The sequence below is a fragment of the Oenococcus alcoholitolerans genome (assembly GCF_051852995.1).
Taxonomy (GTDB): Bacteria; Bacillota; Bacilli; order Lactobacillales; family Lactobacillaceae; genus Oenococcus; species Oenococcus alcoholitolerans.
This window is the reverse complement of record NZ_CP176042.1, coordinates 1,143,682-1,163,837: the sequence shown is the minus strand read 5'-3', so window position 1 is coordinate 1,163,837 and position 20,156 is coordinate 1,143,682. Positions and strand designations below refer to the sequence as shown.

The 20,156-nt window shown below is 39.1% G+C and carries 15 protein-coding genes; all 15 read left to right on the top strand.

Annotation, left to right across the window (positions count from 1 at the left end; translation table 11 throughout):
• Window positions 1-180: 180 nt before the first annotated feature.
• The 15 genes from ezrA (at window position 181) to rpoB (ending at window position 20,148) form a co-directional block, all read left to right on the top strand.
• Complete coding sequence (ezrA, locus tag ACKP2L_RS06475) at window positions 181-1,881, top strand: septation ring formation regulator EzrA (protein ID WP_439425045.1); 1,701 nt, start codon at window positions 181-183, stop codon at window positions 1,879-1,881.
• 248 nt (window positions 1,882-2,129) lie between these two features.
• Window positions 2,130-4,838, top strand: coding sequence for a valine--tRNA ligase (locus ACKP2L_RS06470; protein WP_439425044.1), 2,709 nt, complete (start codon window positions 2,130-2,132; stop codon window positions 4,836-4,838).
• Window positions 4,831-6,045, top strand: a complete 1,215-nt coding sequence (locus ACKP2L_RS06465) for a bifunctional folylpolyglutamate synthase/dihydrofolate synthase (protein WP_439425043.1) — start codon at window positions 4,831-4,833, stop codon at window positions 6,043-6,045. Before ACKP2L_RS06470 ends, ACKP2L_RS06465 begins: the two co-directional genes overlap by 8 nt.
• A gap of 43 nt (window positions 6,046-6,088) precedes the next feature.
• The gene (locus ACKP2L_RS06460; RefSeq protein WP_439425042.1) at window positions 6,089-7,093 is read left to right on the top strand and encodes a rod shape-determining protein; all 1,005 of its coding nucleotides are present in this window, start codon (window positions 6,089-6,091) and stop codon (window positions 7,091-7,093) included.
• An 18-nt stretch (window positions 7,094-7,111) separates the two neighbouring features.
• Window positions 7,112-7,960: a rod shape-determining protein MreC gene (mreC, locus tag ACKP2L_RS06455; protein ID WP_439425041.1), complete on the top strand. Its 849-nt coding sequence runs from the start codon at window positions 7,112-7,114 to the stop codon at window positions 7,958-7,960.
• Window positions 7,957-8,505, top strand: coding sequence for a rod shape-determining protein MreD (locus ACKP2L_RS06450; RefSeq protein ID WP_439425040.1), 549 nt, complete (start codon window positions 7,957-7,959; stop codon window positions 8,503-8,505). Before mreC ends, ACKP2L_RS06450 begins: the two co-directional genes overlap by 4 nt.
• A gap of 3 nt (window positions 8,506-8,508) precedes the next feature.
• Entirely contained in the window at window positions 8,509-9,942 is a 1,434-nt protein-coding gene (gene cls, locus ACKP2L_RS06445) for a cardiolipin synthase (RefSeq protein ID WP_439425039.1), read from the top strand.
• Between the two features lie 7 nt (window positions 9,943-9,949).
• A complete protein-coding gene (locus ACKP2L_RS06440; protein ID WP_439425038.1) occupies window positions 9,950-11,212 on the top strand; it encodes a M16 family metallopeptidase in 1,263 nt (420 codons plus the stop codon).
• Entirely contained in the window at window positions 11,202-12,488 is a 1,287-nt protein-coding gene (gene yfmH / locus ACKP2L_RS06435; RefSeq protein WP_439425037.1) for an EF-P 5-aminopentanol modification-associated protein YfmH, read from the top strand. Before ACKP2L_RS06440 ends, yfmH begins: the two co-directional genes overlap by 11 nt.
• Before the next feature lie 23 nt (window positions 12,489-12,511).
• Window positions 12,512-13,459, top strand: a complete 948-nt coding sequence (locus tag ACKP2L_RS06430) for a helix-turn-helix domain-containing protein (protein WP_439425036.1) — start codon at window positions 12,512-12,514, stop codon at window positions 13,457-13,459.
• Window positions 13,456-14,016 (top strand): CDP-diacylglycerol--glycerol-3-phosphate 3-phosphatidyltransferase, encoded by a 561-nt coding sequence (gene pgsA / locus ACKP2L_RS06425; protein WP_439425035.1) that lies wholly within the window; start codon window positions 13,456-13,458, stop codon window positions 14,014-14,016. The genes ACKP2L_RS06430 and pgsA overlap by 4 nt, the downstream gene beginning before the upstream one ends.
• A 121-nt stretch (window positions 14,017-14,137) precedes the next feature.
• The gene (recA, locus tag ACKP2L_RS06420) at window positions 14,138-15,283 is read left to right on the top strand and encodes a recombinase RecA (protein WP_439425034.1); all 1,146 of its coding nucleotides are present in this window, start codon (window positions 14,138-14,140) and stop codon (window positions 15,281-15,283) included.
• A 72-nt stretch (window positions 15,284-15,355) separates the two neighbouring features.
• A complete protein-coding gene (trhA, locus tag ACKP2L_RS06415; RefSeq protein WP_439425033.1) occupies window positions 15,356-16,009 on the top strand; it encodes a PAQR family membrane homeostasis protein TrhA in 654 nt (217 codons plus the stop codon).
• A 160-nt stretch (window positions 16,010-16,169) separates the two neighbouring features.
• Window positions 16,170-16,373 (top strand): cold-shock protein, encoded by a 204-nt coding sequence (locus ACKP2L_RS06410; RefSeq protein WP_439425032.1) that lies wholly within the window; start codon window positions 16,170-16,172, stop codon window positions 16,371-16,373.
• A gap of 181 nt (window positions 16,374-16,554) precedes the next feature.
• Complete coding sequence (gene rpoB, locus ACKP2L_RS06405) at window positions 16,555-20,148, top strand: DNA-directed RNA polymerase subunit beta (protein WP_439425031.1); 3,594 nt, start codon at window positions 16,555-16,557, stop codon at window positions 20,146-20,148.
• Window positions 20,149-20,156 lie beyond the last annotated feature (8 nt).

The window sequence follows — 20,156 nt, the reverse complement described above, 5'->3', positions numbered from 1 at the left end:
TTGAAACCGATTTGTTGACGAGCTTCCCGTTTGACTGCTGTAAACAACTCTTCCATTTTAATTGCTAAAATTATTAAAAGCAAGTTTTTTATAACTTTATGCTTTGTTTTTGAAAAATCTTTTAAGAATATATGATGTTGCTTTAGACTTGTAGTATCTAAATTTAAAATAAGGATTAGTATGTTGATAATATTAGTAATAGCTATTTTACTTCTTGTTGCATATTTAGGAGCTGTTTTTTTTCAGCGTTCGTATGCACATCGGGCTGAAGACATAGTTGACCAAAAAGATGAATTAGCACAGATAAATATCAGGCAAGCTTTATTGGACGCACGAAAGTTAAGTTTGACAGGATCGTCTTTGCGCGACTACCAAAAACTGGAATCTGATTATAATGATGTAGAAAATTCTAAGTTCATGCATATCGATCAACTGGCAAACTCAGTTGTTTTTGATTCTCGCGGGCTTAATCTTCTTAAAACACGGGAAGATTTTTCTAACCTTAGTCAAACTTTAAAAGAAAGTCAGGAAAAGATCGAGGAGATCCAGTCAGGCCTAAAAAAGCTTGAACAAGTTGACAAAGAGCATCGCAAGGCTGTTGAAGAATTGCGTGTTCGTTATGATCGTTTGCGGAAAAAAATATTGGCTGAGTCTTTTAAATATGGTCCAGCGGCTGATCAATTAGAGAATGTGCTTTCAAATTTGGAAGATAATTTTGCTCAGTTCGTTAAATTAACGGAAGCCGGAGATCATACGGCTGCCACTGATATTTATGAACAGTTGAGAGTGCAGACCAGCGATCTGGAAAAGAAAATGGTAGATATACCATCTCTATATGAAAAAATGGTCAACCGCTATCCGAAAAATTTTCAAGAACTGCAGCAAGGCGTTGATCAACTGACAAAAAGAGGATATATTTTCCAGGCTGATCCGAATGTTGTTTTAGCTGAAATGAAAAAAAGCAACGATGATATTTTAGAGGAATTCAAAGATTTGGATACGGAAAAAATTGCTGATGATCAAGCAACTTTGGAAGTTCAGATCAAAAATTTGTATGACACGATAGAAAATGAATATGGCGCAGAATATGATGTTAAGAAAAACGATCGAAAGTTAAATGAACAATTATCTAGAGTTCGTTCGCAAAATCAAGAATTGACGATGGAAATAGACCGTCTTAACCAGCATTTTATTCTTTCACATTCTGAATTGGAAGATACAAGAGGGTGGGCTGAACAAATTAAGCATGTGACCGCTTTGAATCAGGAAAACAGAGATCGTTGGCGGCAAAAGAAGGCGCCCTTTACAAATATTCGCCAAAATCAACAAAATATTTTTAAAGAATTAGAGCAGATTTCAAAGAACCAGCGCGATCTGTATTTGACTTTGGGGTCTTATCCTCAAGTTTATGATGATTTAAAGAGAATATCCCTTCAGTACGCCGGCGAGCTATCTAATATTCGTCGTGTTTTGGATCAAGTTGGAATGCCCGGTCTGCCCGCTGATTATCGTTTGCAGTTTATGTCTGTTTCAGATGAAGTCAAGTCTTTAAACGATATGGTCGCAGCATCCCGTGTTAATCTTGATGATGCGCAAAGACAGGCACATGAAGTCACAGCGGATCTTGCCGATTTAAAAAGCAGCTCGGCAAATCTCTATCTTAACGCCAATCTGGCAGTAGAACTTATCCACTATGCAAATCGATATAACGGTCAGCAGGCTATAATGGAGGCTTTGTCTCAAGCTCGTCTTTTTTATGAGCGAGATTTTGATTACGCCCGCACTGTGCAAGTCGTCGGCAACGCTTTGGATCAGGTCGAACCAGGATCTTTTCAGAGGCTTCGCGACGGTTATCTTAATCGGAATCGGAATCCATTTTAGCTTGAAAATTTAAAATATAATGTCTTATAATGTTTAATGAACTTAGAGGAGTAAGGTGTGGTTTTTATTCAGAGACTTGGGCTGCTGCGATCCAAGAAAAACGAAACCTGAAGGTTGCTAAGATTTTATTTTTTTAATGATTGAGCGGCTTTATTAAGCAACTTGGGTGGTACCGCGCTTTAGGCGCCCCGGGATTTTCCCGGGATTTTTTTTATCCAAAAATACCGACACAAAGGAAGGGTTTTAATATGAGAGAAATAAATATGTCAACGAAGTATGATCCTCAGGAAGTTGAACAGGGTGCATATGAAAAATGGCAGAAGGCTGAAATTTTCAATCCGGATGTTGATCGTAAAATAAATCCAAAAAAATATGTCGACCAGCAGCCGGAGTCATATTCGATCGTCATTCCGCCGCCAAACGTAACTGGCAAATTACATTTGGGCCACGCTTGGGATTCTACTTTGCAAGATATATTAATACGCCAAAAAAGAATGCAGGGATATGACACGCTTTGGCTTCCGGGAATGGACCATGCCGGTATTGCTACTCAAGCTAAAGTTGAAGCTCGTTTGGCACAAGATGGAATTTCTCGTTATGACCTCGGCAGAGAAGCTTTTGTTGATAAAGTTTGGCAATGGAAAGATGAATACGCCTCTATCATAAAATCTCAATGGGAACAGATGGGTCTTTCTCTTGATTTCTCTCGAGAGAGATTTACTTTGGACAAAGGTTTGAACCAAGCAGTTAGAAAAGTTTTTGTTGATTTGTATAATCGCGGTCTTATCTATCGCGGTGAATACATTATCAATTGGGATCCCAAGGCCAGAACCGCTTTGTCAGATATAGAAGTTGTTCATAAAGATGATAAGGGTGCTTTTTATCATGTTAAATATTTCTTTTCTGATCAAGATTACTATTTTAATGGCAAAAACTATATTGAGATAGCCACGACTCGCCCAGAGACCATGTTTGGCGATACAGCCGTTGCTGTAAACCCCTCAGATGACCGTTATAAAGAACTGGTTGGCAAAAAAGTAGTAGTTCCGCTTGTTGACAGAGAAATCGAAATAATTGCCGATCCTTATGTTGATATAGATTTTGGAACTGGTATGGTCAAGATCACGCCTGCTCATGATCCAAATGATTTTAAAGTCGGCAATAGGCATGATCTTCCTCGGATCAATACTATGAACGAAGATGCATCTTTGAATGAAAATGCGGGTAAGTATCAAGGACTTGATCGTTTCAAAGCTCGTAAAGAAATCGTTAAAGATCTGCAAGAACAAGGCTATATGTTAAAAATCGAGCCGATCGTACATTCAGTTGGCCATTCAGAAAGAACTGACGTCCAAGTGGAAGCTCGTTTATCCACTCAGTGGTTCGTAAAAATGAAACCATTAGCTCAACAGGCCTTGGCTATGCAAAAAATACCCGAAGAACACGTTGATTTTTGGCCAAAACGTTTTGAGGAAACTTACCAGCAATGGATGGAAAATGTTCATGATTGGGTAATATCACGTCAACTTTGGTGGGGCCACAGGATACCTGCATGGTACAAAAAAGATAGCAGCGGCAAAGAAGAAACCTATGTAGGTCTTACTGCTCCTAAAGGAGAAGGCTGGCAGCAGGACAGCGATGTTTTGGATACTTGGTTCAGTTCGGCTCTTTGGCCTTTTTCTACTCTTGGCTGGCCTGATCAAAACGCTTCTGATTTTAAGCGTTTTTATCCAACTTCCACTATGATAAGCGGCTATGATCTTATTTTCTTTTGGATATCCCGTATGATTTTTCAAGGACGGCAGTTTACTAAAACACGTCCGTTCAAGGATGTTCTGCTGCACGGTCTGATCCGCGACTCTCAAGGACGAAAAATGTCTAAGTCTCTGGGCAATGGGATCGATCCGCGTGATGTTATCAAAAAATACGGTGCTGATGCTTTGCGCTGGTTTTTGGCAACTGGTTCCACATTGGGTCAGGATCTTAATTTTTCCTACGATAAAATGGATGCTTCCTGGAATTTTATTAATAAAATTTGGAATGTCAGCCGTTACGTTTTAATGAATTTGGAAGCAGATACTAAACCTGTATTCCCGGATTTGAAGAATCTGACTTTAGCTGATAAGTGGATTCTTTCAAGACTTAACAAGGCTGTCGGCAGTGTCACAGAAAATACAAAAAAATTTGAGTTTAGTGAAATAGGCCGACAGCTCTATAATTTTCTTTGGAGCGATTTTGCTGATTGGTATATTGAAATGACCAAGGAAACTTTAAACGGGGATGATCAGGAAGCAAAAAGAGCCTCACAACAGGTTTTGGCATATGTTCTCGATCAGACCTTGAAACTGCTCCATCCTATAATTCCTTTTGTTACCGATAGGATCTGGCAGCAATTTGCAAAAAGCAAGGTTGAACCTAGTTTGACTTTGGCTGATTATCCGGTCGTTGTTGAGAAATTAAATGATCCGCACGCTGAAGAAGCTTTTTCCGCTTTAAGAGAACTTATTGTTGCCATCCGAAATATTCGTGCTGAAGCTAAAGCTCCGATTTCCATGGCTGTAGATATTATCGTCAAGATCGATCGACCTGAATTGAAGAATATATTCGAGGATAATCTTGATTACATCGAACGGTTCACACATCCAAAAAGTTTTATTGTCAGCCAGTCGCCGGCAATACCAACTCTTTCAATGTCACAGACTATTACTGGAGCAACGGTTCACATCCCATTGTCCGACTTAGTCGACATCGATCAAGAGATCGAACGCCTGAATAAGGAAACGGATCATTTTCAATCTGAAGTAAAACGTTCTATGAAAAAACTTTCTAGCGAAAAATTTATCGCAAAAGCACCTTCTCAAGTCGTAGAAAAAGAACGAGCAAAACTTACTGATTGGCAAGCTAAGCTTGATGCAACTAAGCAGCGTGTTGAGGAGTTGAAAAAAAATCGTGATTAAAAATGCTCAACAAGCAATTTATTGGATTTATAACGAGCCAAAAAAGATATCCTTTTTTAAAAAAAATACCCTGGAAAGAATAAACAGGCTTTTGGATGATTTGGGCCGGCCGCAAAAAAAACTTCCTCCGATCATCCATGTGACTGGTACTAACGGCAAGGGATCTACTTCGCGTTTTTCTCAGGCTATCTTAACGGAATCAGGTTTTAAAACCGGTTTGTTCATATCGCCTTATATCGTTAGTTTTAATGAACGGATACAAATAGATGGAAAAAATATTTCTGATGAAGATCTAGTCAAATATACTGAGATCGTTTCCAAACATTATAGCGGCCAGAGTTCTTTTGAAATCATAACGGCCATTGCTATTTTGTATTTTGCTGATGCCGGCCTTGATGCTCTGGTCATGGAAGTCGGTATTGGCGGCAAATGGGATTCTACCAACGTGATCAACGCGACGGTGGCGGTCATTACCAGCATTGGTTTGGACCATATGGAAATGCTAGGCGATACGATCGAAAAGATATCTGCTCAAAAGGCCGGGATAATCAAAGACAGTACTAAGGCTGTTGTTTATGGACGTTTGCCCAGTGCTGCTAAAAAGGTTATCGAAAATCAAGCCTCTATCAAAAAAGTACCTTTTGGTGAGATAACCGGTAAAATAAAAGTTTCGCGCGGCTACTACCAACAGTACAATGCCGCCTTAGCTTGGGCAGCTGTTAAGGTCTTTTGCCATGAAACACTTGATAATGCCGAATTCCTTTCATTGATCGATTCATGGAAGGAAGATCGTTTGATAAAGTTTCTTAATAGTATATATTGGCCTGGCAGGATGGAAATATTTTCTAAAAAGCCGTTTATCGTTCTTGATGGAGCTCATAATAAACAAGGTGTTAAAACGCTCGCAGATTCCTTGCTAAAACAATATGGCGATAAAGAACAATTGATTCTTTTTGGTCATTTAAAAAGTAAACATATTTCAACGGAAGATTTTTCTGTTCTGCCGTTAGCGAAGTTTTTCCCGGTTAATTGGAAGTTTGAAAAAGAAACCAGCTTTTCAAATGATTATCCTGATTGGAAAGATCAGCTTAACAGTTTGATCAAAAAAATCGATAATGAAAGGCAGATGATCGTCGTAACAGGCTCGCTTTATTTTGTGAGTTTGGTCAGGAATTATCTAGAAAAGCAGCTTGCTTCTATAAAATAAATTGAATTTTTACTCGTGTTATACTTAAAAAGTTAGGAAAGATATGGCATTTGGATTTGGACAAAAGAACGTCGGGATAGATCTCGGCACTAGCAATACACTGGTTTTTTTGGAAGGTTCAGGAATCGTTATAAATGAACCTAGTTTCGTTGCTAAAGATACAGCTACTGGGGAATTGATGGCAGTCGGTTCGGCGGCACAGCGGATGTTTGAAAAAAATCCGCCAACTATCTCAGTCATCCGTCCTTTAAGGAAAGGGGTTATTTCTGATCTTGACGCTTCGATCGGTCTTTTGAAGTATTTTTTGTCAGTTGCTTACAATAATCGCTTAGGCAGGCCCACTGCAATTATCGGGGTCCCAAGCGGTGTAACTGAAGTTGAAAGAAGAGCAGTTAAACAAGCCGCTATTTCGGCTGGAGTAAGAGATGCTTATATCGTAGATGAAACGATCGCAGCGGCCGTAGGAGCCGGTTTGCCGGTTTATGATGCCCCTGGCTGTATGGTCGTTGATTTAGGTGCCGGTACCGTTGACATTGCTACTATTAGTTTGGGCAAGGCTAATGCTTCTCGTTCTACGACTTTTGCTGGCGACGCTATGAACGAAGCTATAAAAGACATGGTCCTGCAACGATATAATTTTCGTATTTCTGAAGGCGATGCACAGATTTTAAAAGAGGAGATCGGTTCTGCAGATGTTAAAGCATCAAAGCAGCTTGGTTCGGTCACGGTTAAAGGGATCGATTTAATTTCCGGCCTCCCTGCTCAAAGGGATGTGACCGCTGAAGATGTAGCCTTAGCTATAGCAAGCCCTGTTAGCCATGTTTTGACAGCTATTCAGTCAACTTTGGAGGAATCGCTGCCGGAATTAGTGTCTGATATCATCGATCGCGGCATAACTTTAACTGGCGGCGGAGCAAATCTTCGTTACCTGGATAGAGTTATCGCAGATACTGTTCACGTGCCTGTTTTCGTTGCTCCTGATCCGCAGGAGGCTGTTGCTAAGGGGTTAGGCGAAATGCTGCGGTCTTCTCAACTTCAATTTAAATAATTTATCAATGGATTTGTTTTGAAATTTAACGGAAAAAAAATATTAATTTCTATCATTACTTTAGTAGTCGCTCTAGGCTTGATAATTGGTTCAAGTCTTTTTTATCGTAGAGCATCAAGAGTCCCTATCGTTCAGCGTTTTATCAATGATATGGGCTCTTTTGTTGCTCGAGGTATTTCTGCTCCAGTCAATGCACTTGGCCGATCGGCAAATACTTTGGGTCAGCTTTTTGATACTTATCAAGAAAATCAGCGGTTAATGAAAAGAGTCGATCAAATAGCTTCTGACCAAATCAGGATCCAAAATCTTCAAAAAGAGAATAAGGAATTAAAAGCCAATCTTCGTTTAAAGAACTCTTTAACTGATTACCAAACGGTAAGTGCTGTGGTTATTAGCCGCAGTCCAAGCAATTGGAATTCTGAATTAGTTATAAATAGAGGCAGCAGCAGCGGTATCAGCAAAAATTCTCCGATCTTGGATTCCAGAGGCTTGATCGGATTGATTTCTCAAGTAAACAACAACAGCAGCAAAGTCACGCTGATTTCTAACAATAACGCTGATTCAAGTCGTTTCCCGGTTCAAGTTAATAGCGGCAGCGATTCGGTAAACGGTATAATTTCCGGATACCAATCTAACGGCAATCGTTTGATCATGGACCAACTAAATAATAGTGCCGATATCAAAAAGGGCAGTTTGGTACAAACGTCCGGATTAGGAGGGATCCTTCCTAAGGGACTTTATGTTGGCAGAGTTATTGGTACTCATAATGATGCAGACGGGTCGGCCCGACAAATATATATCAGACCCGCTTCTGATCTTCGCGATATATCATCTGTTCTTGTTGTAACGGGAGTCGGCGGGCGATGAGAAACGACAACCAGCATAGAACTAATTTTTTTCTGCGTCCAAACGTTTTTTATCCTTTATCATTGTTTTTCTTTCTTTTTTTTGATGGTAGCTTGACCAATATCTTTGCAAATTATTTTTCTTTTTTTAATATTCAAATCATTCCTAATCTGCTTCTGGTCACTATTTTCTTTTTGATACATTTTGAGTGTTTCAAAAGATTTCGTTTTTGGACTTGGCTGATTTTGTGCGGCTTATTTTTTGATCTTTATTATACGGAAAGTGTTGGTATCTACTTGACTGCCTTTCTTTTATCGGCCTATTCGATAAGGTATTTGGACCAGAGGCTGCCTTATGGAATTTTTCCTTCAACGATAACTTTGCTCTGCTCACAACTGATATTTTCCTTTGTTTCGCTGGCTGCTTCGACGGTAGCCGGCCTTGGCGGAATAGATATTTTTGCTTTTACGATCTTGTCTTTGCTGCCGAGTTTAGTTTTTAATATTTTGATCGAATTGATTTTTTATCGTCCAATCGAATCACTAACTTATATAATTAATAATTAAAGTATGATTTTATTTATTGAAATAGTTTTTTTCGTCATAATCCTTAATGGGGTCTTCGCTTTAGTCACAGTTTTTTGGAGCAAACGAGATGTCAGCAAGATATGGGCTTGGTTGGTTGTTTTATTATTTGTTCCAATCATTGGTTTTGTCATATATTGGTTTGCTGGGCGGGGATTGTCCAACAAAAAAATATTTGATTTCACTAGTCAGCGGATAGTCGGCAGGGAACAAATAAAAAGTAATCAGCGTTTTTTGAATTCCCATCTGCAATTAGATAAAAAATCACAAATGATGGCTGAAATGCTTCAAAATGATTCCGGATCTATCCTGACTTTTGGCAATAATATTAAAACTTTTTTTGATGGTCCGGATTTTTTTTCGGATCTTTTTAGTCAAATAAAAAAAGCAAAGCACCACATTCATCTTTCATATTTTACGATCAATAATGATGATATTGGAAATCAATTGATCGATTTGCTTACTCAAAAGGCACGAGAAGGGGTAGAGGTAAGGGTAATTTACGATACTTATGGATCGCATGGCACCCATAATCGGATGTATCGCAGTTTGAGAGCTGCAGGCGGAACGGTTTATCCTTTTCTGACGCGGCGTTTCCAAGCTTTAGCTTTTAGGATAAATTTTCGTTTCCATCGGAAAGTAGTCGTCATCGATGGAAGGATCGGTTATATTGGCGGTTTTAATATTGGCGACCAGTATTTAGGAAAAACAAAAAGATTCGGCAATTGGCGCGACTCGCAGCTTAAGATTCATGGAGATGCGGTTCTTTCTTTGCAGTCGCGTTTTTTTACTGATTGGAATGCTACAGCAAAAGAAAAAGATAAAATAGTTTTCAATGAAAAGTATTTTCCTAATATGCATGTTAAAGGAATACATCCGGTCCAAATAGTTTCTTCTGGGCCTGATTCTCAGACTGCGAAAATAAAGCAAGGTTATCTGAAAATGATCTCAATGGCAGAAAAATCGATAGTTATTCAAACGCCATATCTGATTCCTGATCAGCCTCTTTATGAGGCGATTTCAATGGCCCTGGCTTCTGGAATCAAGATAAACATTTTTATTCCGGCAAAACCTGATCACCCTTTCGTTTATAGAGCAACTGAGTATTATGCTAACGAGTTCCTTCAACAAGGAGCCACTATCTATCGGTATGATCATGGCTTTTTGCATAGCAAGCTGTTGATGATCGATGATGAGATCGTCAGTATTGGTTCGGCGAACATGGATATCAGGTCATTTGAACTTGCTTTTGAGGCAAATGCCTTTATCTTCAGTCCCGACTTCGCTTGTGAAATCAAAAAACAAATCGAAAGAGATATCGATCAATCAACTTTGTTAACTAAAGAATATTTTGAAAGGCAAGGTTTCTGGATGACTCTAAGACAAAAGTTTTCTCGCCTATTGTCTCCTTTACTTTAAAAATATAATGAAAATACATAATCTAAAAAATGGTATCAAACTTTTTGTTGAAAACAATGACAAGTTTAACAGCTCATACTTTTCTGTTGAGTTTGATACTTTATTGACTAAAAAGAATGCTGCTGCCCGTTCCTTATTGGCACAAATTTTGTCAAACAGTTCAAAAAAATATCCAAATCGACAAAAAATAACTAGTTTTTTGGATAATGATTACGGTGCAGAATTTTTTGTGACAACTACCAATTTGGGAAGGATGTCGCGATTGATTTTTATTTTAAAGTTTCCTGATCCTAGTCTTTTTCCTGAAGATGATCTAGTTAAAAAGACGATCGACTTTCTTTATCAACAAATATTTTATCCCTTGATAAACAGCGATGGATCATTTGATCCCAAAGTTTTTTCTCGAGAAAAGGAAAATTTTGTTTTGCTTAATCAAAGCAATCTCAATGATAAGAATTATTTGCTGCACGACCAAGTCAGGCATCATTTTTTTACTGATCAAATCATGAAAATGCCGCTTCAGGGCGAAAGTGAATCTATTTTGTCCTTGACGAATCAGGACTTGGCTGAAGAATATAAAAATATATTCAATAATAGTGTTTTGGTCGGTTTTTCCGGTAAAACTGATGTTTCGGCTTTGGCAGCTGAATTTGAAAAATGGCCGATAATGTCAAAACGAGCGATCGATCCTTCTGATTTTTTATATGTGCAAAAAGAAAGCAAAACGATAGATTCTTTTTTTATCAATAAACAAGGCGACCAAAGTTTGTTGGAAATAGCATATTTATTAAAGGATTTCGATCTCAGAACAAATGACTATTTTTTGTCTTTGCTGTTTTCTAAATTATTTGGCGGTTATAGCCGATCTTTATTATTCTTGTCAGTCCGAGAAGAACAGCACCTGGCTTATAGTATCGATTCTTTTTTGTATCCAAGCAGATCTTTACTGGTCGTTAGCTCTGGTCTTAAGCGAAGCAGCATTGATTCTGCAGAAAAAATCATTGATCAGCAGCACAAGAAAATAAGTCATGGGGATTTGTCAGCAGCACAATTCGTTTCCGCAAAGAAAGAACTTATTTCCGATATTCGTTTCGAAGCCGATTCTCAACAGGCAAGGCTTCAAAGAAACAGGACTTCATTATTGGAAAAAGATTATTTAACAGATCATGAAATAATAAAATCTATAGAACGAATAGATTTGCGACAACTTGCTCTTTTTTCTCAGCGGGTCATTAAGCAGGTTTCTGGAAGACTTATAAATGAAAATTGAAAAATATAAAAAATATCATCAAGAAATTTTTAAAACACAGCTTGAAGACGGTCTGCATGTTTCTTTGGCCCCTAAAAAAGGCTTCAATTCTATTTACGCTTCTTTAACGGTCAAAGCCGGAGCTGCCGATCAGGAAATACTTTCTAAAAATGGTGAAAGAATTTTTTTTCCAGCTGGGACAGCACATTTCGTCGAACACCAAATGTTTGAAAAAAAGGACTATGATCCCGACCTTATTTTTAATGATTTAGGTGCTTACAGCAATGCTTTTACGACTCAATCGCAAACGGTTTATTATTTTGAATCCAGCGATCCTTCTTTTTCTTCTTTTGAAAAATCTTTAGAGCTTCTTTTGAAGATGGTCCAAGAGGAATATTTTGATAAAAAGGCTATTGAAAAAGAGCGGCAGATAATAACGCAAGAGCTTTCGATGTATCGCGATTCTCCTGATTGGAATCTTTCAAACGGTCTGCTTAAAAACTTATATCCCGAACAACCGCTCGCTTTTGATATTGGCGGTTCTGCTTCTTCGATCGGATCGATCGATAGCGATACTTTATCTGCTTTTCACGATTATTTTTACCAGCCTGAAAATTTATATCTAAAAATCACTGGTGGTTTTGATGCAAACGAAGCTTTATCTTTAACTGATAAAATACAATCAAATATCCAAAAAAAATCTCCTTTAGCTTTTAAGAGGATCGATCGATTTAAAAAAATTCCAGTGTTAAAAGAAGATTCGATCAATTTTCCATTAGAGATCCCGCTGAGTGCAGTCGGCATCAGAACATTTTTAATGCCTGATGACCGCCTTGCGGCTTCTTATCTGTCTTTAGCGGTCGATTTGTTATTGGATACTTATTTTTCGGAATCCTCAACTTGGTTTTTGGAGAATTATAGCAACGGTTTGATAGATGATGATTTTTATCTTCAGTTTGAAATGGGCCGAGAATATGCTTATATCGGATTTTATAATCATTTTCAAAAGAATGGTTTTGAAAAATCTGTCTATGATCGTCTATTTTCGATGAAAATCGATGACACGAACAGAAAAATTTTTGATTTACAAAAAAAGGCTAGATTCGGCTCTGATTTAATGTCTTTAGACTCGCTTGAAAATAATTTAGTTTCAGCTATCGACGCATTCGATCCAAACCAAACAACTTTAGAAACGTTGGGATTGATAAAAACACTGGATTTGGATCAGGCACTGGCATTGTTCAAAAAATATTTTTCTTTAGACTCATTTAGTTCCTTTTCTGTCTTACCATCCTGATAAGATTGTTATAATCTTATTGAATGGAAAGTGATTATCAAGAAATAGGAAAAATATTGCAGGATGCTAGAGAAAAGCTCGGACTTACGTTGGAAGATATATCTTCAGCGACTAAGATCCAAGTACGCTATCTGCAAGCTATCGAAAACGGCCAGGTCGACAGACTGCCAGGCCCTTTTTATGTCAAGGCTTTTATTCGTCAATATGCCAATACCGTTAATTTGGATCCGAATACTATTTTGGATACGAAAGCAGTTGACGATTCCAGCGATGATCAACATCAAGACGATCTGCCGAACAAATCAGAATTAAAGAATCCTTTCATCGAAGATGATGATTCTGATTCGAATAACGATAAAAAGATTTCAAATGGGCCGGTAAGGGTCGGCACAGATGGTATCCCTCGAGCGGGGATGAACATATCTTTTCCTTTTTATAAAAAAGTTTTGGCTCGTTTACCGATAATTATAACGATCGTTGTTGTCTTAGCGGCTGTATTTGTAGTTTGGTCTCTGTCCAGTTCTTTTCGTTTTCCGGGGGCAAGCCGCACGTCGATCAGTTCTAGTTCCGCTAGTGTATCGCAAAAAAGAAGCTCTGCTTCGCGTTCAAGCCGATCCAGTTCGTCCTCTAGTTCCAGCAGCCGTATAGCCTTATCTGCGCCGACTTTTCAAGGTAATTTATCATCGATGAGTTTTGATGATCAGACGGCTCATACTATTCAAGTAAGTACAGCCGGGGGACCTTCTTGGGTCACGATCGACATTGACAATATCCGCCAATTTTCCGGTACTTTACCCGCAGGATCTTCTCAAACTTTTAATTTAGATCCTAATCAGCAGCGATTTGCTATTCACATTGGAAATCCGGCGCGAACAACGATAAGTTTCGACGGTCATGATACCGGATATTCCAATGGATCAAATGTTTTGATCACTAACGTCATTATAAGCAGGGGCCAAGAAGGACAATGAATTTACCAAATAAATTAACAACTTTTAGGATCATTCTTATACCGATTTTTATGATCGTTTTATCTATTCCGTTAAAATGGAGTCTTTTGTTTGGCCATCCAGCCAGTTGGGTGGTTGCGGCTGTTATATTTGCGATCGCTTCTTTGACTGATTTTATTGATGGCAAGATCGCAAGGCGCCGCCATTTAGTCACTAATTTCGGTAAGTTTGCCGATCCTTTGGCTGATAAGCTGATAGTTATGACAGCTCTGATCTTTTTGACCAGCTATTCTGTGATACCAGCTTGGGCTGTTTCAATAATCGTTATCAGGGAACTTGCAGTGACCGGCCTGAGGACCTTGATAGTGGAAAAAAACGGTACTGTATTTGCTGCTCAATGGCCTGGGAAAATAAAGACATTTACGCAGATGTTTTCTATAATTTTTATTTTTTGCAGTGATTTTTCGTTATCTATTCCAATAGGACAGATATTATTTTATATAGCAGTGATATTTACCATCTATTCCGGATGCGAGTATTTCATTAAAAATCGTGATGTTTTCTCTGACGGCCTTTGATTTTTATTATTTTATTCGTATCACTATTTAGAGGGTTGAGTTTTTGTTATAGCGAACAAATGTTTGCATTTTTGCTTAATTTTCGGTTTAATAATGATTAGGATTGTAATTGCAGGTGAATATGGCTGATGGAAGAAAAGCTGCTTTGAACGCAGCTCTAAAAAAAATTGAAAAAGATTTCGGCAAGGGCTCTATTATGAGACTTGGCGAAAATGCCCACACCAAAGTAGAGGTCATACCGACCGGTTCTTTGAAACTTGATATTGCTTTGGGAGTTGGTGGATATCCAAAGGGCAGAATAATCGAAGTTTTTGGGCCTGAATCTTCAGGTAAGACGACGGTTGCTTTGCATGCGGTAGCGGAAGTTCAAAAACTAGGCGGAACAGCAGCGTATATAGATGCAGAGAATGCCCTTGATGCAAAGTATGCTAAGGATCTAGGTGTTAACGTCGACGACCTGCTTTTAAGCCAGCCGGATACCGGTGAACAAGGCTTAGAGATAGCTGATGATCTGGTAAATTCAGGCGCAATAGATCTGCTGGTTATCGACTCGGTAGCCGCGCTGGTTCCGCGTGCTGAGATAGAAGGCGAGATGGGTGATTCCCACGTTGGTCTTCAGGCCCGTTTGATGAGCCAAGCCTTAAGAAAATTAGCTGGAACGCTTAACCGCACGGGTACTATTGCTATTTTTATCAATCAGATCCGTGAGAAGATAGGCGTCATGTTCGGCAACCCGGAAACTACTCCCGGCGGCCGGGCACTGAAATTCTATTCGACAGTAAGGCTTGAAGTGCGCAGATCCACTCAGATAAAAGACGGTACTGATGTCGTTGGCAACAATACCAAAATAAAGGTCGTTAAAAACAAAGTTGCTCCTCCTTTTAAAGTTGCTGAGGTCGATATCATGTATGGAAAAGGTATTAGCCAGACTGGTGAATTGATAGATTTAGCTGTCGACAAGGATATTATCGACAAATCAGGTTCATGGTACGCATATCAAGGCGAAAAAATAGGTCAGGGACGTGTTAATGCGGTCAATTGGTTAGATGATCAGGATCACAAGAAAGAGCGTGATGAAGTATTGAATGCAGTTAGAAACGCTTATGGGATCGGTGATAAAAAGGATAGTCAAGAACAAAGTACCGATGAAAATGATACAAGTAAGAAGAAAAATAAAAAAAGTTCTGATGATCCTTTTTCTGATCCTAACTATAATCCGAAACCAAAAACTTCTGATGACGAACTAACTGATGATGATATTTATTAAAATCTAAAATAAAAGGAAAGTCTTCGTTCGATTCAACGGGGATTTTTTTTAAAATTTGTTAACCTGTATTTAATGATTAATTTTAAACACAAAGTTCAAAAATTTGGTATAGTCCAAGAAATATTTAATTCTATTAGTCACGGATTCGGTGCGTTATTAGCCATTGTCGGTATCGTTTTTTTGTTTATTCATGCTTTTCAAAAGGGATATACCGATAGTATTGCAATCATTGCTTTGGCGATCTATTCCATCTGTCTCTTTGTTTTTTTATTGGATTCATCACTTTTCCATGCTCTTATATTTACGCGATCAGCTTGGGTTTTTCAACATATAGACCACGTTGGTATTTTTTTGATTATTTTAGCGACTTATACGCCTTTCTGCTGGATTTTTATTAAAAATCCTATCGCTATCTGGATTTGGATCGCTAACCTGATCTTAACGATCGCAGGGATCATTTATGACTTTAAATTCATCGGGCGATATCGCTGGTTCTCGGTACTTATTTATTTGATAATGGGCTGGTTGATTGTTATATGCTTTCCTTTTATTAGAGATAGTGTTTCTTCAACTTGCCTGTGGCTGCTATTTTTTGGCGGTCTGTCATATACTGTCGGCGCCTTCTTTTATTTAGATTTAAAAATCTGGTGGAATCATTTTTGGTGGCATTTGTTGGTCCTATTAGGTACGGTTCTTATGTATCTGTCTATCTATCTGGCAATGTAACTGCTTAGATTTTTTTGTTTTAATCTTCGTAAACGATCGAATTCTTTGTTATAATAATAACTGTATTAATTCGGTTGTGTTCCAAGATTCATTTGATTCAAAGTTCTGCACCAATTATTTACAAAAAAAGAAGCACTAATGGTGCAGAAAGAATTTTTTCATGGAAACAGGTACAGTTAAATGGTTTAACGCTGATAAAGGCTATGGTTTTATCACTCGTGATAACGGCGGGGATGTATTCGTACATTTTTCAGCTATCCAAACCGATGGTTTTAAGTCTTTGGATGAAGGTCAAAAGGTTACTTTTGATGTCGAAGAAGGTCAGCGTGGACCTCAGGCAGTTAACGTAGTTAAAGTTAACTAATTAGACTGCTTGCATTTAGTTTGTTTTTAAGTTAAACTTATGGACAAGTGAGGCTTATTCAAAAAGACGGTCGGATATCTTGTCCCGGTTGTTTTAAAACGCAGATCCTTTTTTAGGTTTGCGTTTTTTTGTTTTCCTACATGAAAAAGCCGAATGATTATTAAAAATTGGAGGAATTGATTTGGTTGCACACAACGTGAAGATAAATAAGCACGTAACTCGTCGCAGTTATTCTTCTGCAAAAGAAGTGCTTGAAATCCCGCCGCTTACCGAGGTGCAGACTGCTTCATATAAGTGGTTTTTGGATAAGGGCGTTAAAGAAATGTTTAACGACATTCTCCCTATAGAGGATTACGCTGGTAAACTTTCTTTGGAATATGTTGATTATTCTCTAGGAGAACCAAAATATTCCTTGAAAGAATCTCGTGAACAAGGTGTTAACTACGCAGCACCGCTTCACGTAACACTCAGGTTAACTAATAAGGAAACTGGAGAAATAAAATCTCAAGATATCTATTTTGGCGAATTTCCTTTGATGACTGAGTATGGTTCTTTTGTTATCAACGGAGCTGAAAGAGTTGTCGTATCACAGCTCGTTCGTTCTCCCGGAATTTATTTCAATGATGATACGGATAAAACGGGCAGGACTGTTTTTGGAACGACAGTTATTCCTAATCGTGGTGCTTGGCTTGAGTTCGATACCGATGCAAAAGGTATTGCCAATGTCAGGATCGATCGTACTCGTAAGCTGCCGATCACTGAACTCATAAGGTCTTTTGGTTTTGGATCAGATTCTGATATCCAAGATATTTTTGGCGATGATATCGAATCACTCAACCTTGCGATCGAAAAAGATGTTCATAAAGATCCGACGATGTCCAGAGTTGGTGAAGCTCTTGAAGATATATATGAGCGTCTTCGTCCCGGTGAACCAAAAACGGTCGATTCTTCACGTTCCTTGCTCGTTGCCCGTTTCTTTGATCCAAAGCGTTATGACCTTGGAAACGTCGGCAGATATAAGGTAAATAAGAAATTATCTTTGAAGTCCCGTTTGCTCGGTCAAACTTTAGCCGAAGATCTTTTAGATGATCAAGGAAATATAGTCGCAGCTAAAAACACTAAGATCGATAAGAAAATAATGAAGAATCTTGCACCTCTGCTTGATTCTGATAATTATCATCTTTTTGAATTGAAACCCGATGAAGAAGGTGTTCTGCCTGACCCTGTTAGACTTCAGTCTGTCAAGCTATATAGTCAAACAGATCCTACTAAAGTTTTCCGCATGTTGGGCAATGGTCATATAGATGAAGGTATTCATCATATTCTTCCTGCCGACATCCTTGCCGGAATGAATTATTTCTTTGGTCTTCAAGATGGTATCGGAAGCACTGATGATATCGATCATTTGGGTAACCGTCGTATTCGTTCGGTCGGCGAACTTTTGGAAAACCAATTCCGCATCGGCCTAACTAGAATGGAACGTGTCGTTCGTGAAAGAATGTCTATTCAGGATCCTAACACAGTGACTCCTCAGCAATTGATAAATATTCGTCCAGTTGTCGCTGCGGTCAAAGAATTCTTTGGTTCTTCTCAGCTTTCTCAATTCATGGATCAAACCAATCCGCTTGGAGAGCTTAATCATAAGCGTCGTTTATCTGCTTTGGGACCTGGCGGATTGACTCGTGATCGTGCGGGCTATGAAGTTCGTGATGTTCATTATTCTCATTACGGCAGAATAGATCCAATCGAGACGCCCGAAGGACCGAACATTGGCTTGATAACCTCGCTGGCTGTTTATGGCCGTATTAATGAGTATGGTTTTATCGAAACACCTTACCGACGTGTTGATTGGGATACACATAAGGTTACCGATAAAATCGATTATTTAACGGCTGATGTTGAAGATAATTATACGATCGCACAAGCCAACTCTCCGTTAAATGATGACGGATCCTTTGTTAATGCGACTGTTACTGCTCGTCACGGCGATAACAACATCGAAGTACCGATCGAAGATGTTGATTACATGGATGTTTCGCCAAAACAAGTTGTTGCTGTTTCTACGGCGGCTATTCCATTCTTGGAAAACGATGATTCGAATCGTGCTTTGATGGGTGCTAATATGCAGCGTCAGGCCGTTCCTTTGATCAAACCGCATTCACCGATCGTGGGAACTGGTATCGAGTATCGTGCTGCCGTTGATTCTGGTCTTTCTCAAATTGCAAAAGAAAGCGGAACCGTTGAATATGTTGATGGCCGCGTTATCAGAATACGTGAAGAAGATGGAAATCTTCGTGAATATCCATTGATGAAATTCCAACGTTCTAACGGCGGTAAGAATTATAATCAAACACCGATCGTTAAGTATCAGCAAAAAGTTGATAAGGGCGAAGTTTTGGCTGATGGTCCTTCAATGGAAAATGGTGAATTAGCATTAGGCCAAAATCCTCTTATCGCATTCATGACTTGGCATGGATACAATTTCGAAGATGCCATCGTCTTAAGCGAACGTTTGGTTCGTGACGATGTATATACATCTATCCATATCGAAGAACACGAATCAGAAGCCCGCGATACGAAGCTTGGACCTGAAGAGATCACTCGTGAAATACCTAACGTCGGAGAAGATCAGCTTAAAGACCTTGATGATTCCGGAATCGTTCGAATCGGAGCCGAAGTTGAAGATGGCGATATTTTAGTTGGTAAAATAACTCCTAAGGGCGTTACAGAACTTTCAGCTGAAGAACGTTTGTTACATGCTATTTTCGGAGAAAAAGCTCGAGAAGTGCGTGATACTTCTCTTAGAGTTCCCCACGGAGGCGGCGGAATAGTTCAGGATGTCGAGGTCTTTACTCGTGATAACGGCGATGAATTAGCACCTGGCGTTAACATGATGGTCCGTGTATTCATCGCTCAAAAGCGTAAGATCCAAGTCGGTGATAAAATGGCTGGGCGTCATGGTAACAAAGGTACTGTTTCGGTCGTGGTCCCAGAAGAAGACATGCCGTTTATGCCTGATGGAACTCCGATCGATATTCTTCTTTCGCCAATGGGTGTTCCTTCTCGAATGAATATAGGGCAGATCCTTGAACTTCACCTAGGGATGGCCGCTAAAAAATTAGGTATCAAAGTTATGACACCTGTTTTCGATGGTGCTAGTGATGATGAGATCATTGACGCTTTGAAAGAAGCCGGCTTAAACGAAGATGGTAAGACCATCTTATATGATGGCGAAACCGGAGAGCCGTTTGATAATCGTATCTCTGTTGGTGTCATGCATTATATGAAGTTAGCTCATATGGTCGATGATAAGATTCATGCACGTTCTATTGGACCTTACTCTTTGGTTACTCAACAGCCATTAGGCGGAAAAGCTCAATTTGGAGGCCAGCGTTTTGGTGAAATGGAAGTTTGGGCTCTAGAAGCATATGGTGCCGCCTATACTCTGCAGGAAATTTTGACATATAAGTCAGATGATGTCCGCGGCAGAAATAAAGTGTTCGAATCTATCGTTAAAGGCGAGGCTATGCCAAAACCGGGGGTACCGGAATCATTCCGTGTTCTCGTTAAGGAACTGCAGGCATTGGGTCTGGATATGAAAGTTCTTGACGGTCAAGGCCGTTCTATCAAGATGGCACAAATGGATGAAGATGACAATGTTGCCACGGTAGATGCACTTGAGCAGATCGCAAAAGAAAAGCCTGATCTTTTTAAAGGCGATGAGGACGATAAGCCCCGTATCTCTAACACGAAGTTAGATGAAGAAAATATTTAAGGAGAATT

Coding starts and splice junctions, on each gene's coding strand:
- ezrA (WP_439425045.1), top strand. CDS start 181: ATGTTGATAATATTAGTAATAGCTATTTTACTTCTTGTTGCATATTTA.
- ACKP2L_RS06470 (WP_439425044.1), top strand. CDS start 2,130: ATGAGAGAAATAAATATGTCAACGAAGTATGATCCTCAGGAAGTTGAA.
- ACKP2L_RS06460 (WP_439425042.1), top strand. CDS start 6,089: ATGGCATTTGGATTTGGACAAAAGAACGTCGGGATAGATCTCGGCACT.
- ACKP2L_RS06450 (WP_439425040.1), top strand. CDS start 7,957: ATGAGAAACGACAACCAGCATAGAACTAATTTTTTTCTGCGTCCAAAC.
- cls (WP_439425039.1), top strand. CDS start 8,509: ATGATTTTATTTATTGAAATAGTTTTTTTCGTCATAATCCTTAATGGG.
- ACKP2L_RS06440 (WP_439425038.1), top strand. CDS start 9,950: ATGAAAATACATAATCTAAAAAATGGTATCAAACTTTTTGTTGAAAAC.
- yfmH (WP_439425037.1), top strand. CDS start 11,202: ATGAAAATTGAAAAATATAAAAAATATCATCAAGAAATTTTTAAAACA.
- ACKP2L_RS06430 (WP_439425036.1), top strand. CDS start 12,512: ATGGAAAGTGATTATCAAGAAATAGGAAAAATATTGCAGGATGCTAGA.
- pgsA (WP_439425035.1), top strand. CDS start 13,456: ATGAATTTACCAAATAAATTAACAACTTTTAGGATCATTCTTATACCG.
- recA (WP_439425034.1), top strand. CDS start 14,138: ATGGCTGATGGAAGAAAAGCTGCTTTGAACGCAGCTCTAAAAAAAATT.
- trhA (WP_439425033.1), top strand. CDS start 15,356: ATGATTAATTTTAAACACAAAGTTCAAAAATTTGGTATAGTCCAAGAA.
- ACKP2L_RS06410 (WP_439425032.1), top strand. CDS start 16,170: ATGGAAACAGGTACAGTTAAATGGTTTAACGCTGATAAAGGCTATGGT.